The following is a 22,035-nucleotide window of genomic DNA, read 5'->3' as shown; positions in this document are numbered from 1 at the left end:
TAAAGAGGGGAGATTGACAATCTTTGTTATCTTTGCAATATTTTTGTGGCCGGAATGTGAAAATGAACCGGATTTCGATGATTGACGAAATGGATTTGTTTTTGCCGTCGGGTGTGTTGTCTTTGTTGCGGATTACAAGGACCCGATGTTTTCGGTCGAGATGAAAGGAAAAAATTATAAATATAACAAATGAAACGGTACAAATTACTGAACAATGTTTTGGGGTGGGTAGTCTTTGTTATCGCAGCGGTTACCTATATCCTTACTTTGGAATCCACGGCCAGTTTTTGGGACTGTGGTGAGTTTATAGCATCGGGTTATAAGTTGGAAGTGGGTCACCCGCCGGGTAATCCCATATTTATGTTGACGGCGCGATTCTTTGCCAATTTTGCTTCTTCTCCCTCCGAGGTCGCCTATATGGTAAACCTTATGTCGGGGTTGTTAAGCGCTGCCACCATACTGTTGTTGTTCTGGACGATCACCCGTTTGGCGCAGAAGATCGTTTTGCGTGAGGGAGAGACAGAAGAGACGATGTCGCTCGGGCAGATGATTGCAATTCTCGGTTGCGGGTTGGTAGGAGCTTTGGCCTATGCGTGGTCCGATACATTTTGGTTCTCGGCGGTGGAAGGCGAAGTTTATGCCTATTCGTCGTTCTGTACCGCATTGGTGTTTTGGCTTATCCTCAAATGGGAAAGCGTGGCCGACCTGCCGCATGCCAACCGTTACATTATTTTGATAGCCTATATCATAGGAGTTTCGATTGCGGTTCACCTGTTGAATCTTTTGTGTATCCCGGCCATCGTATTGGTTTATTATTACCGTAAGTATAAAAATACCGATTTAAAGGGTTCTTTAATTGCCCTGTTGGTATCGTTCGTGTTGATCGTGCTTCTGCTTTACGGTCTGGTTCCGGGTTTTGTCGAGGTTGCCAGTTGGGTCGAATTGTTGTTCGTCAATGTTTTCCATTTACCGTTCAACAGCGGAGTGGTTTTTTATTTCTTCCTCATTGTCGGGGTTATCGCTTGGGCCATTTATGAGACGTATGCTCAACGCAGCGATAAGCTCATCAAGATTTCGTTTTTGATAAGTATCGTATTGGTGGGTATTCCTTTTATCGGCGACGGGTATATTATCGGTATTGTCCTTACGGCTGCGTTGGCTTATTATTTGTTTACTCGTAAAAAGCTGGCGGTAGTCGCCATGAATACGATATTGTTGTCGTTGTTCGTTATTTTTATCGGTTATTCTTCGTATGCGCTGATTGTGATTCGTTCGACGGCCAATACCCCGATGGATCAAAATTCGCCCGAAGATATATTTAGTTTGGGCGGTTATCTCAACCGCGAACAGTATGGCGACAGGCCTTTGTTCTATGGACAGACTTTCCCGGCCGAAATCGCTCGTGATGCCAACGGGACTGCCATATCGACAAAGGGCAAAGCCATTTGGAAGAAAAAACTGAAAACATCGGAGGACGAGGCAGACCGTTATATAGTCACCGGATATAACGAACATTACGAGTATCAACCCGAGTTGAACATGCTGTTCCCGCGTATGTATAGCGATAAATCGGAACATATATCGGCATATAAAGAGTGGACTAATTTTAAAGGTCGTCCGGTACAGGTGAGAACTTCCGAAGGAACTAAAACGGTCATGAAACCCACTTTTGCCGAGAATCTCGCTTTCTTCCTCGATTATCAGTTGAACTACATGTATTGGCGTTATTTCATGTGGAACTTCGCCGGACGACAAAACGATATACAGGGACATGGAGAGGTGCAAAACGGAAATTGGATCAGTGGCTTCAATTTTATCGACAAGCATATTGCGGGAGACCAGACCAATCTGCCCGACGATTTGAAGAATAATGCAGGGCGTAACGTCTTTTATATGCTGCCCCTTTTGTTGGGTCTGATCGGGTTGTTCTATCAGGCATTTTCCGGTAAGAAAGGTATCGAAAGTTTTTGGGTGACATTCTTCCTGTTCTTCATGACCGGTATAGCGATTGTGATTTATTTGAATCAAACCCCCTATCAGCCTCGTGAACGGGATTATGCCTACGCCGGTTCGTTCTACGCATTCGCTATCTGGATAGGATTGGGTGTTGCGGCCGTGTGGAGAGGATTGAATTATCTGTTGAAAACGACCGACGAAAAACCCGTGAGTACGATTACCGCTGCTGTGGCTGCGCTGCTATGTTTGTGTGTGCCCTTGCAGATGGTAAGCCAGACGTGGGACGACCACGACCGTTCGGGACGATATGTTTGTCGCGATTTCGGTATGAACTATCTGTCGAGTGTCGATGAAAACGGTATCATCTTTACCAATGGCGATAACGATACTTTCCCCTTGTGGTACGTGCAGGAGGTGGAAGGGTATCGCACCGATGTAAGGGTTTGCAATTTGTCTTATTTACAGACCGACTGGTATATCGACCAGATGAAACGTCCGGCCTACGAATCGGCGCCGCTGCCCATTTCGGCCGATGAGTCGAAATACGCCTATGACGTTCGTTCCTATAATTATGTAATCAATCGGTTGGCCGATTCTATTACGGTAAGCGATGGATTGGACTATTTGTATAGCGATGAGGATTGGACGAAAGATGTTCCCGGATACGGAAAGTTGAACCATTTACCCACGAACAAGCTCTATATCCCGGTAAACGCCGATGCGGCCGTCGCTTCGGGTACGGTAGCGCCTGAGTTGAAAGATAGTATCGTTTCTCGCATTGTTCCCGATTTTGCCGATAAGCGAGGTTTTACGATGAGTGAAATAGCTTCGTTGGACATTATCAACACCAATGCCATGCAAGGTTGGAAACGTCCGGTTTATTTTGCCGTGACGGTGGGTAGTAGTTACTATCTGGGCTTGGAAGATTATTTCTCCCGTACCGGACTGGCTTATCAGGTCGTTCCTTTGAAAGGTGTTTCCAACAACATCGATACGGATAAGATGTATGACAATATGGTCAATAAATTCCGTTGGGGAGGAATCGATAAAGCAACTCCCGAGCACCCGTTATATCTCGACGAAAATGTACGTCGCATGTGCAACACGCATCGCATGATGTTCGGCGATTTGGTCGTTCAACTCATTGCCGAAGGGAAAAACGATAAGGCATTGACCGCACTGGATTTGATTATGGAGAAGATTCCGGGTTGGCAAGTGACTCACGACCTTACCTCCATTTCGCTGGCGCAGTCCTATCTCGATTTGGGAGAGAAAACGAAAGGCGAGGCTTTGTTGACCGAGATACTCGACAATTCGGCCGGATACCTGAATTGGTATAAAGACTTGACTTCCGGTCAGCTTCGTTCCGTAGGAAGCGATTATCAGAAACATCTGTATATCATTCAGGCGATACATGAAATGAGTACATCTTATGAGCTTCCCGAATTACAGAAAAGAATAGAAGAAAAATTTGCTATTCGAGAATAAATAAAAGACATTCTTTTCGGGAGAGGTGTCGGAAAAATACTTTTCCGGATCTCTCCCGTTTTTCAGTTATATACTTGTTATGTTTATAGAGCAACCCCCGTTTTTTTATCGCATGTTGTTTCCCGAAACGATTTGGCGTATACCGGGAGATAAAAAGACCGTATATCTCACTTTCGATGACGGTCCCATTCCGCAAGTTACTCCGTGGGTTCTCGATGTACTCGATTACTACGAAGTGAAAGCTACGTTTTTTTGTGTCGGTGACAATGTCGCGCGTAATCCCAATCTGTTTCAGGTGATCAGGGACAGAGGGCATCAAGTGGGGAATCATACGATGAATCACGTGAAGGGAATGTCGATGTCTCCCGAAAAATACGTGCGGAATGTCATGAATGCTCACGACCTTATTCAAAGTCGGTTGTTTCGCCCCCCTCATGGTCACATGTTACCCGGACAAGCCAAATTGTTGAAGAAAGATTTCAGCATTATCATGTGGGACGTCGTGACGCGCGATTATAGTAATAAATTGTCGGGTGAGCAGGTGTTCGGCAATGTGAAACGTTATGCCCGCAACGGTTCCATCATCGTGTTTCACGATTCGATTAAGGCAGAGCGAAACTTGCACTATGCGTTGCCGAGGACGATAAATTGGCTTAGAGAGAATGGCTTCTTGTTCAAAACCCTCTGAATGGCGTGAGATCATACGAAACGAAGCTTTGCGTATCGGTTTCGATGCCTGTGGCTTCGCAAGGGTGGAAGAGGTCGATGTCGATATGCGCGATAGCTACCGGCAGTGGCTCGCTTCCGGGAAACAGGCGCAAATGGGTTATTTGGACAATTATGTGGAGTTGAGGGATAATCCGGCGTTGTTATATCCCGGAGCCCGCACGATGATTTGTGTGGCACTCAACTACTATCCGGTTCGCTTTCAGTCTGGTGAAAGTCCCCGGTTCGCTTATTATGCCTATGGTTGGGATTATCACGATGTGATGCGGGATAAGCTGAGGCAGTTGGCCGTTTTTGTTTCGTCCTATTCTGGGGATACGGGGAGGGTCTGTTGCGATACGGCTCCGGTGCGGGAACGTTATTGGGCGGTTCGTGCAGGTCTCGGCTTTATCGGGAAAAATGCCCAGTTGATTATTCCCGGTAAAGGCTCTTTCTTCTTCTTGGGAGAATTGATAACTTCTTTGGATCTTCCTCCCGATAGTCCGGTCGTTGCTCGATGTGGCGATTGTTCTCGTTGTATGGACAGTTGTCCCACCGGGGCGTTGTACGCTCCGGGGAGTGTGGATGCCCGCCTGTGTATCTCTTGTCAAACCATCGAGAACAAGGGGGATATAGCTCCTTTCGTAGCCGATAGAATGGGCGATCGGGTATATGGATGCGATACCTGTCAGCAATGTTGCCCGTGGAATAAATCGGCTCGACCTTCTGTGCATCACGAATTTGCACCCAGCGAAGAATTTCTTGCTCTCGATGCTTCCCGATTCGAAACGATGACACCCGATGATTTCAATCGGATATTTCGCCATTCGGCTGTCAAAAGAGCTAAGTATGCCGGACTGAAACGAAATTTCGAGATTTGGAAGAAAAACAGAAAGTCCCCCATAGAATGATGTTATGTATAAATTAAGAGAGGCTTCGCCACGGCGAAGCCTCTCTTATTATGTGATTAAGACAAGTCCTATAATAAGCTGTCAGGGTCGAGGTTGTTTTTCTCGATGTCGAGGAAATACTTGTAAGTACCCACCTTCAATTCGGCCGTTGCGGCGTCGTCGCAGACAATGATGCTTTTGGGGTGCATTTGCAGAGCCGTGATCGTCCACATTTGGGAAATGCCGCCTTCTACGCCTTGTTGCAAGGCTTTGGCTTTGTTGTGCCCGTTAACGATGATAAGGACATTCCGGGCCGACATGATAGTACCGACACCTACGGTGAGAGCCGTTTTGGGAACAAGATGGGTATCGCCTCCGAAGAAACGGGAGTTGGCGATAATTGTGTCTTGGGTCAGTGTTTTTACGCGGGTGCGTGACGTTAACGAAGACCCCGGTTCGTTAAAAGCGATATGGCCGTCGGGACCTACACCGCCGAGGAACAGTTCGATACCCCCGTAAGATGCTATTTTGGCTTCATAGCGGGCGCATTCTTCTTTGGGGTCGGCAGCGTTGCCGTTGAGTATATTCACGTTTTCCGGGCGAATATCGATGTGGGAGAAGAAATTGCTCCACATGAACGTATGGTAACTTTGTTCGTGGTCTTCGGGCAGATTGCAATATTCGTCCATGTTGAAAGTCACGACATTACGGAACGAAACGACACCTTTACGGTTCAATTCTATCAAATGTTTATACATGCCCAGAGGCGACGACCCTGTGGGAAGACCCAGTACGAAAGGTTTATCCTCTGTCGGCTTGAACTTATTGATGCACGATACCACATAATTAGCGGCCCAACGAGAAACTGCATCATAGGTTGGTTCGATAATCAGTCTCATGATTTGTATATAATTTTAGCTTTCCCCAAAAGTAATCATTTTTTGGGAAGTACAGATGTGTATGTGAAAATTTTGTGTATTTTTCTAAAAATCGAAAGTGATTCCGTGATTTTTTACCTTTTTTGTGTGGAAAAAGTGTAAAGGAATCATTAAGTTTGTAACTTAAAAAAACTATCGCGATGAAAACAAATCTAAGTTCTCAGATTAAACTGGATCGGATACCCAAAAGGTATTATGCTCCTGATGGTGAGTTGGAACTTGCGGCTCTTACACGAGACGAGAAAGTTTACACCAAAATCTTCGAAGGCTCTGAGGAAGGGTCGGTGTATGTAGCTCATGACGTAGCGGAATTGATACAGAAATGCAAGGCAGAGCATCGTCATTGTGTGCTCGCTTTGGGTTCGGGTGTCGGTACTCACGCCGTTTATGCCGAATTGGTACGCATGTATCAGGCCGGCGAAGTCAGTTTCTCGAATGTCATAGTATTCAATATCGGGGAATATTATCCTTTGGCAGAAGGAGCTCCCGGGACGATGAGCCTGTTGAAAGAGCTGTTGCTCGACAAGGTGAATATCGATCCCGAGAATATTCATTCGCCCGGTAAGTTGGTATCGAAAGAAGATGTGTACCAGTATTGTAAAAATTACGAAGAAGAAATAGAGGCTTGCGGTGGTATCGATTTAGCTTTGTGCGAGATCGGTGCGGTCGGAAATCTGGCATTTAACGAACCGGGTTCGCAGCTCAACTCTTCCTGCCGTCTGATGCTGCTCGGTAGCGATGCTCGCCACATGGCATCGTCGCAGTTCAATTCGAGCGAGAATGTTCCCCGCAGCGCCGTTACGTTGGGTATATCCAATTTGATGTCGGCTCGTCGTATCGTTTGTGTCGCTTGGGGTGAAAATAAGGCCAACATCGTGAAACGTACGATCGAAGGTGACATTACCGATTTGATACCCTCTTCGTTCCTGCAAACCCACCGTCGGGCGAAAATCGTGCTCGATTTGTCGGCTGCCGAGGCTTTGACGCGTATCAGTCGTCCGTGGCTGGTAACGTCGTGCGAATGGGACGAGAAGCTCATTCGTCGGGCTATCGTTTGGTTATGCAAGGTGACGGGAAAACCCATCTTGAAATTAACCGACAAGGATTACAACGACAATGGATTGAGCGAATTGGTAGCCCTTTTCGGATCGGCCTATAATGTCAATATCCGCATCTTCAATTCGTTACAACACACGATTACCGGTTGGCCCGGAGGAAAACCCAACGCCGACGATACATTCCGTCCGGAGCGTGCCAAACCTTATCCCAAACGAGTGATCGTATTCAGCCCGCACCCCGATGACGATGTGATTTCGATGGGCGGCACACTCAAACGATTGGCCGACCAGAAACACGATGTACACGTAGCATACGAAACTTCGGGTAATATCGCCGTGGGTGACGAAGATATGATGCGTTACATCATGCTGATCGACAACATTGCCAAGAAATTCAAATTCGATACTCCCGAGCTTTTGAAGAAAAGCAACGAGATACATAAATTCATCGGTAAGAAGAAAGACGGGGAATCCGATACGCCCGATATTCGTTTCATCAAGACGATGATTCGTCAGGGCGAGGCACGTACGGCATGTAACTATATCGGTATTAAACCGCAGAACGTACACTTCCTCAACCTGCCGTTCTATGAGACCGGAACCATTAAAAAAGGCGATCTCTCCGAAGCCGATATACAAATTGTAAAAGATTTGATCGAATCGGTGAAACCCCATCAGATTTTCGTTGCCGGCGATTTGGCCGACCCGCACGGAACTCACAAAGTTTGTCTCGATGCCGTTCTCGCCGCTATCGACGAAATCAAGGACGAAGATTGGATGAAAGATTGTCGCATCTGGATGTACCGTGGTGCATGGGCCGAATGGGAAATCGACCATATCGAAATGGCCGTTCCTCTTAGCCCCGAGGAATTGCGTCAGAAACGTAACTCTATCCTCAAACACCAGTCGCAGATGGAGAGTGCTCCTTTCTTGGGAGATGACGAACGTCTGTTCTGGCAACGTGCCGAAGACCGCAACAAAGCTACGGCCGATCTTTATGCCAGCTTAGGGTTGGCTTCGTACGAGGCCATAGAGGCTTTTGTGGAATATCACCCCATTCGATAGTTTAACGGTTATCTTGGTATAGAAGAAGGAGGAAGCGGACAGCTTCCTCCTTCTTATTTGATGGGTGTTTTGGTTTCGTTCAATTCCAAGTTTCTATCCGGTACGACTGACAATATGGGTAATCAGTAGGGTTTGTCCTTTAAATCTTCTCCTTGTTGTGTTTTACGGCATTGCTGGATTTCACACTCCTTTTAGAATGGCGGGAGTGTGACACCATTGGTGTGGTTTTTCAAACCTCTTCTTTTATGTTTTGCGGCAAAACTCAGGACACTTTCGATAATAGGAGCGTGGTGTATCTCCCTCTCCCCCTGCCGTGTCCCGTAGTATTGCGGGGTGTTCCTGCAAGGAATATAGGGGGAGTGCCCACAGGGTGAGGGGGTTAAAATCTGATACAAACAGCCTGACGAAATAGTGTTTTTCAACCCCTCCGTCACTTTTTGGCTAATGCAATAGGGTACGAAGGGTAAACGCAATCTATCTTATTCGCTAAGACAATGCGGTGAGAGGGAGTTAAAATTCCTCCCCCTGTGTTTTGTTGGCAAACAAAATATAGGGGAGGTGTCACGTAGTGACGGAGGGGTTAATTCTACAAAAATACTATATGCCATCTTTCCAACCCCTCTCCTCGTCGCTACCGCTCCTCTGTCTCTCCCCTATATTTTGCTGGGCAAAACACAGGGGAGAAGGGTGAATGCCTTCAACAGCAGGAACAGGGTAGTATATATATCTCTTCCCCTGTCCGTGTCCCGTAGTATTGTGGGACACGGCAATGGAGGAGGTTTAATTAAGCAAGAATCAATCTCTCCCAAAAGTCTGGAATGTGGTTATCGACAAGAATTTTAGCGATAAAAATCGTGGCTGCTCACACTGACTTACTATTGTGCCGTTGTCAGACTCTGTGGCTTCCGGTTGATTTGCTGTGGTAATGTCGGTTTTCTGCTTTTTCCATTGCAGACAAGCCGTTAGGAGTATTGAAAGTAATAAAACGAGGATAATATGCTTTGTTTGTATCGTGGTCGTTTAATACGAGAGTCGTGTTTTCATGTATTTGTACAGAGGTGGTCGAATAGAAAAAACGTAAGTGGAAGCAAGCGTTATGCTGCTTCCACTTACGGGTCCTAAATAGATTTATTCGTAATCGGCCCAGTTGGTAAGAGCCATGTCGCCCGATTTCAAAAATTCGTTGTGGAATGCGAATGCGGCGTTCAGGCGGTGAGGCGTGTGCCCTTTACCCAGTTTAAGGTAATCCCATAACAGTTCTTTGTACATGGGGTGAGCGCAGTTTTCGATAATGGCGTGAGCCCGTTGAATGGGCGATTTCCCTCTCAAATCGGCGACACCTTGTTCGGTAATGAGTACCTGTACCGAGTGTTCGCTGTGGTCGAGGTGCGATACCATAGGGACGATGGCGCTTATCTTTCCGCCTTTGGCTGTCGAAGGGCAAGTAAATATCGACAGATAAGCGTTGCGTGTGAAGTCGCCCGAGCCGCCTATGCCGTTCATCATCTTGGTTCCTGTGACGTGCGTGGAGTTTACGTTACCGAAGATATCTGCTTCGAGAGCTGTATTCATTGTAATCAGTCCCAGACGGCGTACGACTTCGGGGTTGTTGGTGATTTCTCCCGGACGAAGTATGATTTTGTCGTGGAAGAATCCGATATTTTGGAATACCTCGTTTAACTTGTCGTCGCTCACGGTGAGGGAGCAGCTGCTGGCGAATTTACATTTTCCCTCTTTCATCAAATCGATAACGGCATCCTGTACGACTTCGGTGTACATTTCGAAGGCTGGAATGTCGGGATTCGAACCTAAGCAGGCCAAAACAGCGTTGGCGATGTTTCCTACACCCGACTGCAAAGGCAGGAACTGGGGAGGAATCAAGCCCGATTTTAATTGTTGTGCGAGGAAGTTGCAGACATTGTTTCCTATCTTCATGGTAACCTCGTCTACCGGAGCGAATGGTTTCACGCCGTCGCGTTTGTCGCTTTCGACGATACCGATGATTTTTTTCGGGTCTACTTTGACAACAGGTACACCGATACGGTCGCTCGGTTTATAGATGGGAATTTCCCGACGATAGGGCGGGTCCAATGGTTGATATATATCGTGCATGCCACGCAGCTCTTTGGGATCATGGTGGTTCAACTCGATAATTATTTTTTCGGCAAGAGAGCAGAAAGTCGGTGTGGCGCCTACACCGGGCCCTAATAAAATTTCGCCGTCGGGGGTCACATCGGTCGCTTCTATGACGGCGACATCTACTTTACCGAGAAATCCGTAACGAAGGGTTTGAGCAAGGTGAGACAAGTGTAAATCGAAATAGGCGATTTCGTTGTTGTTGATCGCTTCGCGTGAGTCCTTGTGTGATTGATAAGGCGTACGGCTTTTGATTGCTTTTGCCCGACTTAAAGCACCGTCAATGTAATCACTGGTCGATGCTCCTGTATAAACTCCGATTTGGAAAGGGCGACCTGCGGCATGCTCTGCTTCTGCTTTTTTTGCAAGAGCGACGGAAACTACTTTGGGAGTTCCTGCTGCGGTAAATCCGCTGAATCCGACATTGTCGTTGTGATGAATGAATTCAGCCGCTTCTTCTGCGGTGATAAATTTAAATGCCATATCTACGAAAAATTTTGTTGTTTTTGAGAAATTTCAAGGTTAAGGTTTTTATCTGGTTCAATATTTTCGATTTAGAATTTCCGATGCGATAACGGCTTTACGCCAATCTATGTCCTTTACATCGATAGGGTTCTCTCCGGCAGTATCGTAATCGGTGTGTAACGATGTTATAGGCGGCACGGTATGAGTAAAAACCGCTACACCTTCTTTCTCCGGCATTGTGGAGGGGATTATCGGTTCCGGCGTTTTTTCTGCCGGTCTTTCGAGTATTTGTGTCTGTGGCTTTTTCTTGGCTTTTGGGATATAGTCGTCTTCCTGCTCTGCTTCCTCTTTCGCTTTCCGCAGCTCTTTGAATATATCGTCTATGGTTAAAGTCCGAGTTTCGCCCCACGGTTCATCGGTCGTCTCATGGGATTCGGTATCTTGTAGAGGTCGTTCTCCCTGCTGGTTTTTAACCTCTTGTTTCTTTTTTGATCCCAGGGCGTTAATAGCGATAATGACCAAACTGATGATTATGGTGACGATTATCTCTGAAAAATCCATCTCTTTTTTGTAATTTTGTCCTCAAATATAGAGTTTTATTGAGAATCTTCCAAATTTTAGGACTCTATAAATAACTAAGAGCTGTTTCTCAACAACTCTTAGCCGATTTAACCTAAACCTTAACTATGAAAAAATTTCATGTAATGTGTATGCAAAGAAAAACAATATTTTTTAAAAAACAAATTTTAATGATAAAAATATTACTTTTCTGAATGAATTTTTTATAAATTAAAATTAAACGAAAGAAAAAACAGATAGAATGAAAAATATATCGGATAAAGATACTTTTGAAAAAAGAGAGGAGAAGAAACTGTTTATAGAGACTTATGGCTGTCAGATGAATGTGGCCGACAGCGAAGTGGTCGCTTCGATTATGCAGATGGCAGGCTATACGCTTTGCGATACGATCGAAGACTCCGATGCCATATTTGTCAATACCTGTTCCATTCGGGATAACGCCGAGCAAAAGGTCCTTTCGAGATTGTCCTATTTTCAATCGTTGCGTAAACATAAGAAATCTTTGGTGATAGGGGTTTTGGGTTGTATGGCCGAAAGGGTTCGCGAACAGTTGATTACCGAAAACGGCGTAGATCTCGTGGTCGGTCCCGATTCGTATCTCGATTTACCTAACTTGGTCGGAGCTGCCGAACGGGGAGAAAAAGCCGTGAATGTGGAGCTTTCCACGACCGAGACCTATCGGGAAGTCATACCTTCTCGTATCGGTCATAACCGTATTTCGGGATTCATTTCGATTATGCGAGGGTGCAATAATTTTTGCTCCTATTGTATAGTCCCGTACACACGTGGTCGTGAGCGTAGCCGCGAGCCCGAGAGCATTCTCGGCGAGTTGGCCGACTTGAAAATCAAGGGTTTTAAAGAGGTGACTTTGTTGGGACAAAACGTAAATTCCTATCGATATGAACGTCCCGATGGGACTGTTGTCGATTTTCCGGCACTGTTGGCGTTGGTGGCGCAGTCGGCAGAAGGTATGAGGGTGCGTTTCACGACCTCCCACCCTAAGGATATGAGCGACGAGACTCTGAGAATTATCGCTGCTTACCCCAATGTGTGCCGTCACATACACCTTCCGGTGCAGTCGGGGAGCAATCGCATTTTGAAGTTGATGAACCGGAAATATACGAGGGAATGGTATCTCGACCGTATTGCCGCTATTCGCCATATTTTACCCGATTGCGGCATTACGACCGACATGTTCAGCGGATTTCACTCCGAAACCGATGCCGATTTTGAAGAGACTCTCGATTTGATGCGAGAGGTGGGATTCGATTCCTCGTTTCTTTTCAAATACTCCGAACGCCCCGGAACGTATGCCTCCAAACACTTGCCCGACGATATTCCCGAGGAAATGAAAATTGCTCGTTTGCAACGTATGATCGATTTGCAGAACGAGCTTTCTCTCGAAAGCAATCGCAAGGATATCGGCAAAGAGTTCGAAGTTTTGGTAGAAGGTTTTTCAAAACGTTCGCGCGAACAGTTGTTCGGTCGCACATCGCAGAATAAGGTTGTTGTTTTCGATAAAGGTAGTCATCGCATAGGAGAGTTTGTCCGGGTAAAAGTGAACGATGCATCGTCGGCCACTCTGTTGGGCGAGGCGCTTGAATAAAATGAAAAAAGTCGATGGAAAAGGTCGTTCGTGAGAAATTGTGGACACATAGCTTCTGTGCGGTGGCTGCCGGGAATTTCCTGCTTTTTTTTGCTTTTTATTTGTTGTTGCCTGTTTTGCCCATGTATTTGAGCGAAGCGTTCGCAGCAAGCCGTTCGACGGCAGGATTCATATTGTCTTCCTATACCATCACGGCGCTGATGATACGTCCGTTCGCCGGGTATATGGTCGATACCTTTCCCCGTAAAAAACTGCTGCTTATCTGCTATTTCACTTTTCTCCTTTTTTTCGGGGGATATCTGTTGGCCGGTACGCTCTTGTTATTCGCCATTATTCGTGCCGGGCACGGGATAGCGTTCGGGCTTCTTACCGTATCCAATAGCACGGTGGCTATCGATGTCATGCCGTCGTCCCGTAGGGGCGAAGGCATAGGATATTACGGAGTAAGCAACAATTTGGCTATGGCTGTCGGGCCTACGTTGTCGCTTTATATTCACGATTCTTTTGCCAATTTCGATTATATATTTTTGCTTTCGATGGTTTCTGCCACGATCGGGCTGATATGCGTTTCGACTATTCGAATGCCCTATCGCCGCGAGCCGATACTTGAAAAGCCGCCGGTTTCGCTCGACCGTTTCCTGCTTTTGAAGGGAATGCCCGAGGCTTTGACGCTTATATTTTTCTCGTTCAGTTACGGTGTGCTTTCCACCTATCTTGCTGTCTATGGTAAAGAAGAGTTGGGTATCGATTCGGGAGCTGGTTTTTTCTTTGTTTTGTTGGCCGTAGGGTTGATTTTGTCGAGGCTCACTTCGGGCTGTTGGCTTAACCGGGGATATGTCACCCGTAATATCCTTGTCGGCATGTTGCTCTCTTTGCTGGGCTATCTGATTTTTGTAGCCGTGCGTAATGAATGGGGGTACTATGGGGCGGCTGTTATTTTGGGGTTGGGCTATGGCTGTATTTGTCCGGCCTATCAGACCATGTTTATCAATCTGGCTCCCAATAATCAACGGGGAACAGCCAATTCCACCTATCTTACCGCTTGGGATTTAGGGGTTGGGCTGGGTGTTCTCATCGGTGGACAGATAGCCGAAGTATCGAATTATGCAACGGTCTATGCGACGGCTTGTGTGTTGTGTGCCATAGGGTATGTACTCTTTAAAATGAAAACGGCGGCGCATTTCGAAAATCATAAGTTGAGATAGAATTTATTAAAATATGTGAATAAAAGAAGCGAATTCAACGATATAGACTTTATTTTGCATAAAATTTGGGCTAAAACTATCCTTTTGCTTTCCGATATGAAAAAAAGAGAGGGGATAATGATGTCGAAATAGTTATTAACAGAGGTTCTTTCCCTCATAAAAAGGTGCATCGATTTGGTAAAAAAGAGAGATATGAACAATAAGGCTTCTTTCAGCAAACGGATTTCTTTTCTGAATGCCCGAATGACTTCGACATTGAGCGTTTCATTGGTTCTTTTTATCTTGGGGATTATGGTTTTGATGGGATTTTTAGCGACTAATCTATCCCGTCATGTCAAAGAAAACATAGGTTTCTCCATTGTCTTGAACGAATCGGCCGGCGAGCGTCAGGTGCATCAACTGCAAAGAATGCTCGAACGTTCCAAATATGTGAAGGCGGCGCAGTATATATCGAAGGAAGATGCCTTGAAAGAGGTGATGATCGAGTTGGGAGAAAATCCCGAGGACGTGTTGGGAGTCAATCCGCTTCAATCGTCTATTGAGGTTAAATTGAAAGCCGATTATGCCAATACCGACAGTTTGGCCGTCATTGAAAAAAATCTCCGTGGGCAAGTGATCGTCAGCGATATTCTTTATCAGAAAGACCTTATCCAGTCGGTCAATGACAATATGAGTCGTATAGGACTGGTGTTATTGGCATTGGCGATAGTTCTCATGCTCATTTCGTTTGCGTTGATAAGCAATACGATTCGATTAGGAGCTTACTCCAAGCGTTTTCTTATCCACACGATGAAACTGGTGGGGGCTACACCGGCATTCATTCGTCGGCCCTTTATCGTTTCCAATGTGATTAACGGTATCGTTGCATCGGTAATAGCTATGTTGTTGCTTTCGGGTTGCATATATTATCTGATGTCCGAGATGGAGAACTTCACGACCCTGCTGTCTGTTCCCATGATGGTATTGGTCTTTTTGTCGGTTTTGATTTTAGGGATTATCTTAACGGCGGTTTCGGCTTATTGGGCTGTTAATCGTTATATTCGTATGGATAGAGATGACCTGTATTATATTTGAAAAAACTTTTATGTATGGAATCTAAGAAAATGAAATCTGAGTCCGTTGTTCCGGGAGAGCAAAAGAAAACGGAGTTTGCCCTCGGCAAGACTAATATTATACTTATAGCTGTGGCGTTCGTTGTGATCGTCGTCGGTTTCCTGCTTATGCTGGGGCCCGGTACTACACCGGAGGCCTATAACCCCGATATATTTAGTTTCCGTCGTATCGTGTTGGCGCCCGGTATAGCTTTTGCTGGTTTCGTTTTCATGGTCTATGCGATCATGCGTAATTCGAAATAATATCGTTAATTTTCATTGATCACATTATGACTTGGTTAGAATCTCTTATATTGGGCCTCGTGCAAGGGCTCACCGAATATCTGCCGGTAAGTAGCAGCGGACACCTCGAAATCGCGAATGCATTGTTCGGTATACAAGGTGAAGAGAACCTCACTTTTGCCGTGTTGGTGCATACGGCGACAGTATGTAGTACGATTGTTGTACTATGGAAGGAAGTGGAGATTTTGTTTCGTGGACTTTTCCGTTTTACGTGGAATAGCGAAACGAAATATCTGGCAAAAATAGCTTTGTCCATGATACCGGTAGGTATCGTAGGGCTGTTTCTGAAAGACTATGTAGAATCGTTTTTTGGCAACGGTTTGTTATTAGTCGGCATCATGTTGCTGGTAACTGCGGCGTTGTTGACATTCGCTTATTATGCCCGGCCTCGGGTGAAAGAAGATATATCTTATCGAGATGCATTTATCATCGGTCTCTCGCAGGCGGTAGCCGTTTTACCCGGACTTTCGCGTTCCGGTACGACTATTGCTACCGGACTCATGCTGGGAAACAAAAAAGAACAGGTGGCCCGATTCTCGTTTCTTATGGTGATTATTCCTATTTTGGGCGAGGCTCTTCTTGATTTGATGAAAGGAGGGTTTTCTCCTGCGGAGTCGGGATTGTCCATACCGGTGATGATTATCGGATTTCTTGCCGCATTCGTGTCGGGGTGTTTGGCGTGTAAGTGGATGCTCCGTTTAGTCAATAATGGCAAATTAGTGTATTTTGCTATCTATTGTGTGGCGATGGGAGCTTGTGCTATAATTTATTCGCTTGTTCACTAATATCGCCGATATGGACTTTAACGAAGGCGAAATCATATATATCGACAAACCGCTTCATTGGACTTCGTTCGATGTGGTCAAGCGCATACGGTTGCGTATACTCCGCCGCATCAAACAAAAAAAATTGAAGGTGGGGCATGCGGGAACTCTCGATCCGTTGGCTACGGGCGTGATGATTATATGCACGGGACGAGCGACGAAACGGATAGAAGAATTTCAATATCAGACCAAAGAATATATAGCGACTTTGCGTCTGGGAGCGACGACACCGTCGTTCGATTTGGAAACTGAGATAGATGGTGTTTATCCCCATGAACATATCACCCGTGAAAGTGTAGAGCGAACTTTACCTCGATTTGTCGGTTCGATTATGCAGATACCGCCCTCTTATTCGGCTTGTAAAGTCGATGGCCGCCGGGCGTACGATATGGCCCGTAAAGGGCAGGCGGTCGACTTGAAGCCCAAAGAATTGGTTATTGACGAAATAGAGTTGCTTTCTTGCGAATTGCCCGAAATCAAAATCAGGGTCGTGTGCAGCAAGGGAACTTATATTCGGGCTTTGGCTCGTGACATCGGAGAGGCGCTCGGTAGTGGAGCCCACCTTGTGGGATTGATCCGTACACGAGTGGGCGACGTGACTCTTGCCGATTGCCTTTCGGTCGAACAGGTCGCCGACATGATAGACCATATAGACGTTGAACCCGTTTTGGAAGAAGAGAAAAAAGAATAATAATTAAAGATATGAAACTGTCCCAATTTAAATTCAAACTACCCGAAGAGCAAATCGCTCAATATCCGGCTAAAAACCGTGATGAATCCCGGTTGATGGTAATCGACCGGAAGACGGGGAAAATAGAACATCGCATTTTTAAGGAAATTATCGAGTATTTCGACGAGAAAGACGTGTTCGTGTTTAACGACACCAAAGTTTTTCCGGCTCGTCTTTACGGTAATAAGGAAAAAACAGGAGCTAAGATAGAGGTTTTTCTGTTACGGGAATTGAACGAAGAGAATCGGTTGTGGGACGTTTTGGTAGAGCCGGCTCGTAAGATTCGTATCGGAAATAAACTCTATTTCGGCGACGACGATTCTATGGTGGCCGAAGTAATCGACAATACGACTTCGCGAGGGCGCACGTTACGATTCCTTTACGACGGTTCCCACGATGAGTTTAAGGAAGCTCTTTACAAGTTGGGAGAAATGCCGTTGCCCTCCTATATCGCCCGTCCGGTAGAAGAGATGGATGCCGATCGGTATCAGAATATTTTTGCTCGTAACGAAGGTGCCGTTGTCACTCCGGCCGCTGGTCTGCATTTCAGCCGTGAGCTGTTGAAACGAATGGAAATTAAAGGAATCGATTACGGGTTCCTTACCCTTCATTCCGGCTTGGGTAATTTCCGTGAAATCGATGTCGAGGACCTCACGAAACACAAGATGGATTCCGAGCAGATGAGAGTGACTCCCGAATTGGTGGAACTCGTGAACCATGCTAAGGACGAAGGTCGTAAAGTGTGTGCCGTGGGTACATCGGTGATGCGAGGGATAGAAAGTGCTGTAAGTACGGGGGGACACATGAAAACGTATGACGGTTGGACCAATAAGTTTATTTTCCCTCCTTACGATTTCACGGTGGCAACCAATTTGGTGACGAACTTTCACATGCCCCTTTCCACTATGCTTATGATGGTAGCTGCGTTCGGTGGTTATGACATCGTTTTGGAGGCATACGAATCGGCATTGAAAGAAGGTTATCGTTTCGGGGCTTATGGCGATGCCATGCTCATTTTGTAAAATCGATTGGGTACTTTTATAATAGGGAGGAATAGCGTTTTCTACGTATTCCTCCTTTTGTTTTCGATGAACGATCCTTTGATTCCGATAGTATCTACTGAACTGCCTTTTACGGTTCAGCCGAAAATCCGTGGGGTAGATATGGATTTTAGCGATGAGTCTCTTGTCGACAAACACAATCCGGACTTTTCGGTGAAAGGTTGATTCTTGTTTAAATTTCTATACAAAGTGTACTCCTCCTCTGTGTTTTGCACAGCAAAATATAGGGGAGGTGTCCGAAGGACGGAGGGGTTGAAAAAACGCAGCAAGGGGAACGGATTGGGCTGCAATCTCCTCCCCTGCCGTGTCCCGTAGTATTACGGGGTACTATGTTATCCATATAGAGGAGACACCGAAGAAACTATCGTTTCTAAGGAGAGGGGTTGGAAAGATGGCATATAGTATTTTTGTAGTATTACTCCCTCTGTCACTACGTGCCACTTTGCCTATATTTTACATGGCAAAACGCAGGGGGAGAAGGGCGGGCTTTTCACTTTATGGTTGTGCAAAAGGGCAATTCCCTTAGATTTCCTACTGAGCCGATATTCTCACTGATTATCGACCTCGCTTGTAATAGTAAGAAAACCGACAAGTAAAGTTGAGAGACTCTATGAAAACACTATCTTTTCGGGCAGTTTCAGAAAAAATAAAAGTGCTATATTAATGGGCAATAATTCCCCGTTTTAGGAAACTTTCTTGATAAAATAATTCTAAAAGTTTTCCAAAACAGGAAACTTTTGTGTGTAGATTTGTTGTTTTCTTGGAAAGAATTTATGTACCTTTACACTCGCATTTCGGTTCGGTTGTCGCTGTGAGGCACAATCGATAAAAAGGGAATCGGGTGAGAATCCCGGACAGTCCCGCTGCTGTAATTCCTGCGAAAGTCCGTTGACACAGGCCACTGATAAAGAATCTGTTTCTGAATATCGGGAAGGCGTTTTCGGATTGGGAAAAGTCAGAAGACCTGCCGAAGTGGGAGAGAAGCAAATGAACGTTCGAGGAGGCGTTCGCAGTATCGAATCTTTAATAACATCAGCATGGACTATGCATGTATTACCATTACGAAACGTGATGGATCCAAAGAGAACTTCTCGATTGAGAAAATCGAGCGGGCTATCGCTAAGGCTTATCGTGCCGACGGTATGAACGACGACGAGACCTCTATTAAACAAGTTACGGCCGAGGTTGCCGCTGCCATCGATAGGGAGAATATCTCGGTAGAAGAGATTCAGGATTTGGTAGAGCGCAAATTGATGATGCGCAATCCCTCGGTAGCGAAGAAATTTATCATTTATCGGGAGTGGCGTACCAAAGAACGTGAAAAGCGCACATCGATGAAGCAGGTGATGGACGGTATCGTGGCAGTCGAGAAGAACGACGTAAACCTGAGCAATGCCAATATGTCGTCTCATACACCGGCAGGGCAAATGATGACATTCGCCTCGGAGGTCACGAAAGATTATGCCTATAAATATTTGGTCGGGGTTCGTTATGGACGGGCACACCGGGAAGGCGACATACACATTCACGACCTCGATTACTATCCCACCAAGACGACCACTTGCGTACAATATGATTTGGAGGACATCTTCAACCGGGGATTCCATACCAAAAACGGTACGGTGCGTACGCCACAGTCCATACAGAGTTATGCCACGTTGGCCACCATCGTTTTCCAGACCAACCAAAATGAGCAACACGGCGGGCAATCCATTCCGGCTTTCGACCATTTTATGGCGCCGGGCGTCTTGAAGAGTTTCCGCAAGCACCTCGAAAACGGGGTAGGCTTCATTTGTCGTTTGCACGGAATGGAAGATATGCCGGCGTTGAAAGATTTGTTTCGGGAAGAAATCATTTCGATCGATATGACCGAAGAACAGAAGGCCGCTTTGGGCGAGCGTTTGAAAGAGATAGGGGTGAACGTTTCTGTTGCCGAACTCGATACCGCTTGGCGACAAAGTTACGAGATGACTCGTAAAGATACGCATCAAGCTATGGAGGGGTTGGTTCACAATCTCAATACCATGCACTCTCGTGGAGGTAATCAAGTGGTGTTCAGTTCAATAAATTATGGGACGGACACTTCGGCCGAAGGCCGTATGGTCATGCGGGAGTTGCTTTCGGCGACTGTCGAGGGGCTTGGTAGCGGTGAAGTCCCGGTATTCCCCATACAGATATTTAAGGTAAAAGATAGTGTCTCTTACACCGATGAGGATTACGATGCCGCGATGGACGATTTCGAGGGAGCGATGGCGGGAAAAATCAAATTCAAGGCGCCTAATTTCGACCTGTTGCTCGAAGCCTGTCGCACGACTTCTACTTCGCTCTTCCCCAATTTCCTCTTTTTAGATACCGAATACAACAAAAACGACCTTTGGAAAGCCGATGATCCCGACCGTTTCCGTTACGAAGTGGCGACGATGGGATGCCGTACAAGGGTCTTCGAGAATTTACACGGCGTTAAAAGTTCGTGGGGGAGGGGTAATCTCTCCTTTACTTCGATGAATATGCCCCGGTTGGCTATCGAGGCCCGGCGGGAGGCCGAAGAGCTGCATCCCGACGGCGACAAGCATGCTATTCGTCGGGAAGCCCGTATTCTATTTTTGGAGAAAGTGCGCAGTGTGGCATCGATGATTGCCGAGCAACTCTACGAGCGTTATGAATACCAGCGCAAAGCGCTTGCCCGTCAGTTCCCGTTTATGATGGGCAACGACGTTTGGAAAGGTGGTGGTAAGCTACAACCCAACGACGAGGTGGGCGATGTCATCGATAGCGGGACATTGGGTATCGGGTTCATTGGCGGGCACAATGCGATGTGTGCTATTTACGGCGAAGGCCATGCTCATAACCAAGAGGCATGGAACACACTCTATGATGCCATACGGGTGATGAACAATGTTGTCGAGGAGTACAAGACCCGCTACAATCTCAATTACTCGGTTTTGGCTACTCCGGCCGAAGGGCTTTCGGGACGTTTCACTCGTATGGACCGCAAACGTTACGGTGTTATTCCGGGCGTGACCGATCGGGACTACTACGTAAATTCGTTCCATATCGATGTGAAAGAACCGGTGGGTATTGTCGAGAAAATCAAGAAAGAAGCTCCTTTCCATGCTATCACGAAAGGTGGGCACATTACCTATGTCGAGCTCGACGGTGAAGCGAAAAAGAATGTCTCTGTCATTCTCAAAATCGTGAAAGTGATGCACGACGAAGGAATCGGTTACGGGTCGATCAATCACCCGGTAGATACCTGTCGTTCGTGCGGTTATCGAGGTGTCATCTATACGCAATGTCCGGTTTGCAAGAGCGAGAATATATCGCGCATGCGACGGATTACGGGTTACCTCACCGGAAGCCTCGAATCGTGGAATTCCGCTAAGCAGGCCGAAGAGCGCGACCGTGTGAAACACAAATAATGGAACCGCTTCACATCATCAATGTTTACCCCGAGACTATCTCCGACGGTTTCGGGGTACGCTATGCCATCTATCTGGCCGGTTGTACCCATCATTGCCGGGGATGCCACAATCCCGGCAGTTGGAGTCCGGTGGCCGGCGAGCCGCTCACGGAGCTTATTCTCTCCCGTATCGTCGCCGAGATAAACGACAATCCCATTCTCGATGGAATCACCATTTCGGGCGGCGACCCTTTCTACAACCCTTTTGCGTTGTTGGCTCTGCTCCGTCGCCTCAAAGAGGAAACTCACAAAAACGTCTGGTGTTACACCGGCTATACCTACGAGTCCCTGTTAAAAGACGAGACCCGCCGTCCCTGTCTCGACTATATCGACACCCTTGTCGATGGTCCGTTCGTCCAATCGCTCTTTGATCCGGCTCTCTCTTTCCGGGGCAGCAGTAATCAACGGATATTGCATTTGTCGGAATGCCGGTAGAGTTTTCCGAGGTTTTATTGTTTTTGACTTGTGGAAATCA

General features: G+C 46.4%; 16 protein-coding genes and 1 riboswitch. Of the genes, 13 read left to right on the top strand and 3 right to left on the bottom strand.

All coding sequences use genetic code 11. The features are described from left to right. The first annotated feature begins 189 nt into the window (after positions 1–189). The 3 genes from HMPREF9448_RS12665 to queG all read left to right on the top strand — a co-directional run bounded on the left by HMPREF9448_RS12665 (position 190) and on the right by queG (position 5,060). Positions 190–3,444: a protein O-mannosyl-transferase family gene (locus HMPREF9448_RS12665; protein ID WP_008862973.1), complete on the top strand. Its 3,255-nt coding sequence runs from the start codon at positions 190–192 to the stop codon at positions 3,442–3,444. Positions 3,445–3,523: 79 nt separating this feature from the next. Next, on the top strand, positions 3,524–4,132 hold the full coding sequence (locus HMPREF9448_RS12660; protein ID WP_008862972.1) for a polysaccharide deacetylase family protein: 609 nt from the start codon (positions 3,524–3,526) through the stop codon (positions 4,130–4,132). After that, positions 4,107–5,060, top strand: a complete 954-nt coding sequence (gene queG, locus HMPREF9448_RS12655) for a tRNA epoxyqueuosine(34) reductase QueG (RefSeq protein ID WP_008862971.1) — start codon at positions 4,107–4,109, stop codon at positions 5,058–5,060. Before HMPREF9448_RS12660 ends, queG begins: the two co-directional genes overlap by 26 nt. Positions 5,061–5,128: 68 nt before the next feature. On the opposite strand, the gene nagB is transcribed toward queG, so the two are convergent. Then, the gene (nagB, locus tag HMPREF9448_RS12650; RefSeq protein WP_008862970.1) at positions 5,129–5,938 is read right to left on the bottom strand and encodes a glucosamine-6-phosphate deaminase; all 810 of its coding nucleotides are present in this window, start codon (positions 5,936–5,938) and stop codon (positions 5,129–5,131) included. Between the two features lie 179 nt (positions 5,939–6,117). On the opposite strand from nagB, the gene HMPREF9448_RS12645 reads away from it, so the two are divergent. Continuing rightward, positions 6,118–8,100, top strand: a complete 1,983-nt coding sequence (locus HMPREF9448_RS12645) for a glucosamine-6-phosphate deaminase (protein WP_008862969.1) — start codon at positions 6,118–6,120, stop codon at positions 8,098–8,100. 1,128 nt (positions 8,101–9,228) lie between these two features. Here HMPREF9448_RS12645 and HMPREF9448_RS12640 read toward each other — a convergent pair. Both HMPREF9448_RS12640 and HMPREF9448_RS12635 read right to left on the bottom strand, forming a co-directional pair. Beyond that, positions 9,229–10,719, bottom strand: a complete 1,491-nt coding sequence (locus HMPREF9448_RS12640) for an acetyl-CoA hydrolase/transferase family protein (RefSeq protein ID WP_008862968.1) — start codon at positions 10,717–10,719, stop codon at positions 9,229–9,231. 57 nt (positions 10,720–10,776) lie between these two features. Beyond that, positions 10,777–11,262 carry a hypothetical protein gene (locus HMPREF9448_RS12635; RefSeq protein WP_008862967.1) on the bottom strand — a complete coding sequence of 162 codons (486 nt, stop codon included), beginning with the start codon at positions 11,260–11,262 and terminating at the stop codon, positions 10,777–10,779. A gap of 259 nt (positions 11,263–11,521) precedes the next feature. On the opposite strand from HMPREF9448_RS12635, the gene miaB reads away from it, so the two are divergent. The 9 genes from miaB to nrdG all read left to right on the top strand — a co-directional run bounded on the left by miaB (position 11,522) and on the right by nrdG (position 21,995). Then, positions 11,522–12,886: a tRNA (N6-isopentenyl adenosine(37)-C2)-methylthiotransferase MiaB gene (miaB, locus tag HMPREF9448_RS12630; RefSeq protein WP_008862966.1), complete on the top strand. Its 1,365-nt coding sequence runs from the start codon at positions 11,522–11,524 to the stop codon at positions 12,884–12,886. 14 nt (positions 12,887–12,900) lie between these two features. Continuing rightward, on the top strand, positions 12,901–14,091 hold the full coding sequence (locus HMPREF9448_RS12625; protein WP_008862965.1) for an MFS transporter: 1,191 nt from the start codon (positions 12,901–12,903) through the stop codon (positions 14,089–14,091). A gap of 192 nt (positions 14,092–14,283) precedes the next feature. Further along, entirely contained in the window at positions 14,284–15,165 is an 882-nt protein-coding gene (locus HMPREF9448_RS12620) for a cell division protein FtsX (protein WP_021891771.1), read from the top strand. A gap of 14 nt (positions 15,166–15,179) precedes the next feature. After that, positions 15,180–15,446 carry a DUF3098 domain-containing protein gene (locus HMPREF9448_RS12615; RefSeq protein ID WP_008862963.1) on the top strand — a complete coding sequence of 89 codons (267 nt, stop codon included), beginning with the start codon at positions 15,180–15,182 and terminating at the stop codon, positions 15,444–15,446. Between the two features lie 26 nt (positions 15,447–15,472). Continuing rightward, positions 15,473–16,270, top strand: a complete 798-nt coding sequence (locus tag HMPREF9448_RS12610; RefSeq protein ID WP_008862962.1) for an undecaprenyl-diphosphate phosphatase — start codon at positions 15,473–15,475, stop codon at positions 16,268–16,270. Positions 16,271–16,280: 10 nt separating this feature from the next. Further along, positions 16,281–17,000 (top strand): tRNA pseudouridine(55) synthase TruB, encoded by a 720-nt coding sequence (gene truB, locus HMPREF9448_RS12605; RefSeq protein ID WP_008862961.1) that lies wholly within the window; start codon positions 16,281–16,283, stop codon positions 16,998–17,000. Between the two features lie 11 nt (positions 17,001–17,011). Further along, on the top strand, positions 17,012–18,061 hold the full coding sequence (gene queA, locus HMPREF9448_RS12600) for a tRNA preQ1(34) S-adenosylmethionine ribosyltransferase-isomerase QueA (RefSeq protein WP_008862960.1): 1,050 nt from the start codon (positions 17,012–17,014) through the stop codon (positions 18,059–18,061). Between the two features lie 817 nt (positions 18,062–18,878). Then, a riboswitch (cobalamin riboswitch) is annotated at positions 18,879–19,086 on the top strand. Positions 19,087–19,137: 51 nt separating this feature from the next. Next, entirely contained in the window at positions 19,138–21,519 is a 2,382-nt protein-coding gene (locus tag HMPREF9448_RS12595) for an anaerobic ribonucleoside triphosphate reductase (RefSeq protein WP_008862959.1), read from the top strand. After that, positions 21,519–21,995, top strand: a complete 477-nt coding sequence (gene nrdG / locus HMPREF9448_RS12590; RefSeq protein WP_008862958.1) for an anaerobic ribonucleoside-triphosphate reductase activating protein — start codon at positions 21,519–21,521, stop codon at positions 21,993–21,995. The genes HMPREF9448_RS12595 and nrdG overlap by 1 nt, the downstream gene beginning before the upstream one ends. Positions 21,996–22,035 lie beyond the last annotated feature (40 nt).

This window comes from Barnesiella intestinihominis YIT 11860 (assembly GCF_000296465.1).
Classification (GTDB): Bacteria; Bacteroidota; Bacteroidia; order Bacteroidales; family Barnesiellaceae; genus Barnesiella; species Barnesiella intestinihominis.
Note: the sequence above shows the minus strand (reverse complement) of the source record. Positions and strands in the feature narration are given on the sequence as shown.

What these genes read in the sequence shown, in the direction of transcription:
- HMPREF9448_RS12665 (WP_008862973.1), top strand. Translation starts at nt 190, where the DNA reads ATGAAACGGTACAAATTACTGAACAATGTTTTGGGGTGGGTAGTCTTT.
- HMPREF9448_RS12660 (WP_008862972.1), top strand. Translation starts at nt 3,524, where the DNA reads ATGTTTATAGAGCAACCCCCGTTTTTTTATCGCATGTTGTTTCCCGAA.
- queG (WP_008862971.1), top strand. Translation starts at nt 4,107, where the DNA reads ATGGCTTCTTGTTCAAAACCCTCTGAATGGCGTGAGATCATACGAAAC.
- nagB (WP_008862970.1), bottom strand. Translation starts at nt 5,938, where the DNA reads ATGAGACTGATTATCGAACCAACCTATGATGCAGTTTCTCGTTGGGCC.
- HMPREF9448_RS12645 (WP_008862969.1), top strand. Translation starts at nt 6,118, where the DNA reads ATGAAAACAAATCTAAGTTCTCAGATTAAACTGGATCGGATACCCAAA.
- HMPREF9448_RS12640 (WP_008862968.1), bottom strand. Translation starts at nt 10,719, where the DNA reads ATGGCATTTAAATTTATCACCGCAGAAGAAGCGGCTGAATTCATTCAT.
- HMPREF9448_RS12635 (WP_008862967.1), bottom strand. Translation starts at nt 11,262, where the DNA reads ATGGATTTTTCAGAGATAATCGTCACCATAATCATCAGTTTGGTCATT.
- miaB (WP_008862966.1), top strand. Translation starts at nt 11,522, where the DNA reads ATGAAAAATATATCGGATAAAGATACTTTTGAAAAAAGAGAGGAGAAG.
- HMPREF9448_RS12625 (WP_008862965.1), top strand. Translation starts at nt 12,901, where the DNA reads ATGGAAAAGGTCGTTCGTGAGAAATTGTGGACACATAGCTTCTGTGCG.
- HMPREF9448_RS12620 (WP_021891771.1), top strand. Translation starts at nt 14,284, where the DNA reads ATGAACAATAAGGCTTCTTTCAGCAAACGGATTTCTTTTCTGAATGCC.
- HMPREF9448_RS12615 (WP_008862963.1), top strand. Translation starts at nt 15,180, where the DNA reads ATGGAATCTAAGAAAATGAAATCTGAGTCCGTTGTTCCGGGAGAGCAA.
- HMPREF9448_RS12610 (WP_008862962.1), top strand. Translation starts at nt 15,473, where the DNA reads ATGACTTGGTTAGAATCTCTTATATTGGGCCTCGTGCAAGGGCTCACC.
- truB (WP_008862961.1), top strand. Translation starts at nt 16,281, where the DNA reads ATGGACTTTAACGAAGGCGAAATCATATATATCGACAAACCGCTTCAT.
- queA (WP_008862960.1), top strand. Translation starts at nt 17,012, where the DNA reads ATGAAACTGTCCCAATTTAAATTCAAACTACCCGAAGAGCAAATCGCT.
- HMPREF9448_RS12595 (WP_008862959.1), top strand. Translation starts at nt 19,138, where the DNA reads ATGGACTATGCATGTATTACCATTACGAAACGTGATGGATCCAAAGAG.
- nrdG (WP_008862958.1), top strand. Translation starts at nt 21,519, where the DNA reads ATGGAACCGCTTCACATCATCAATGTTTACCCCGAGACTATCTCCGAC.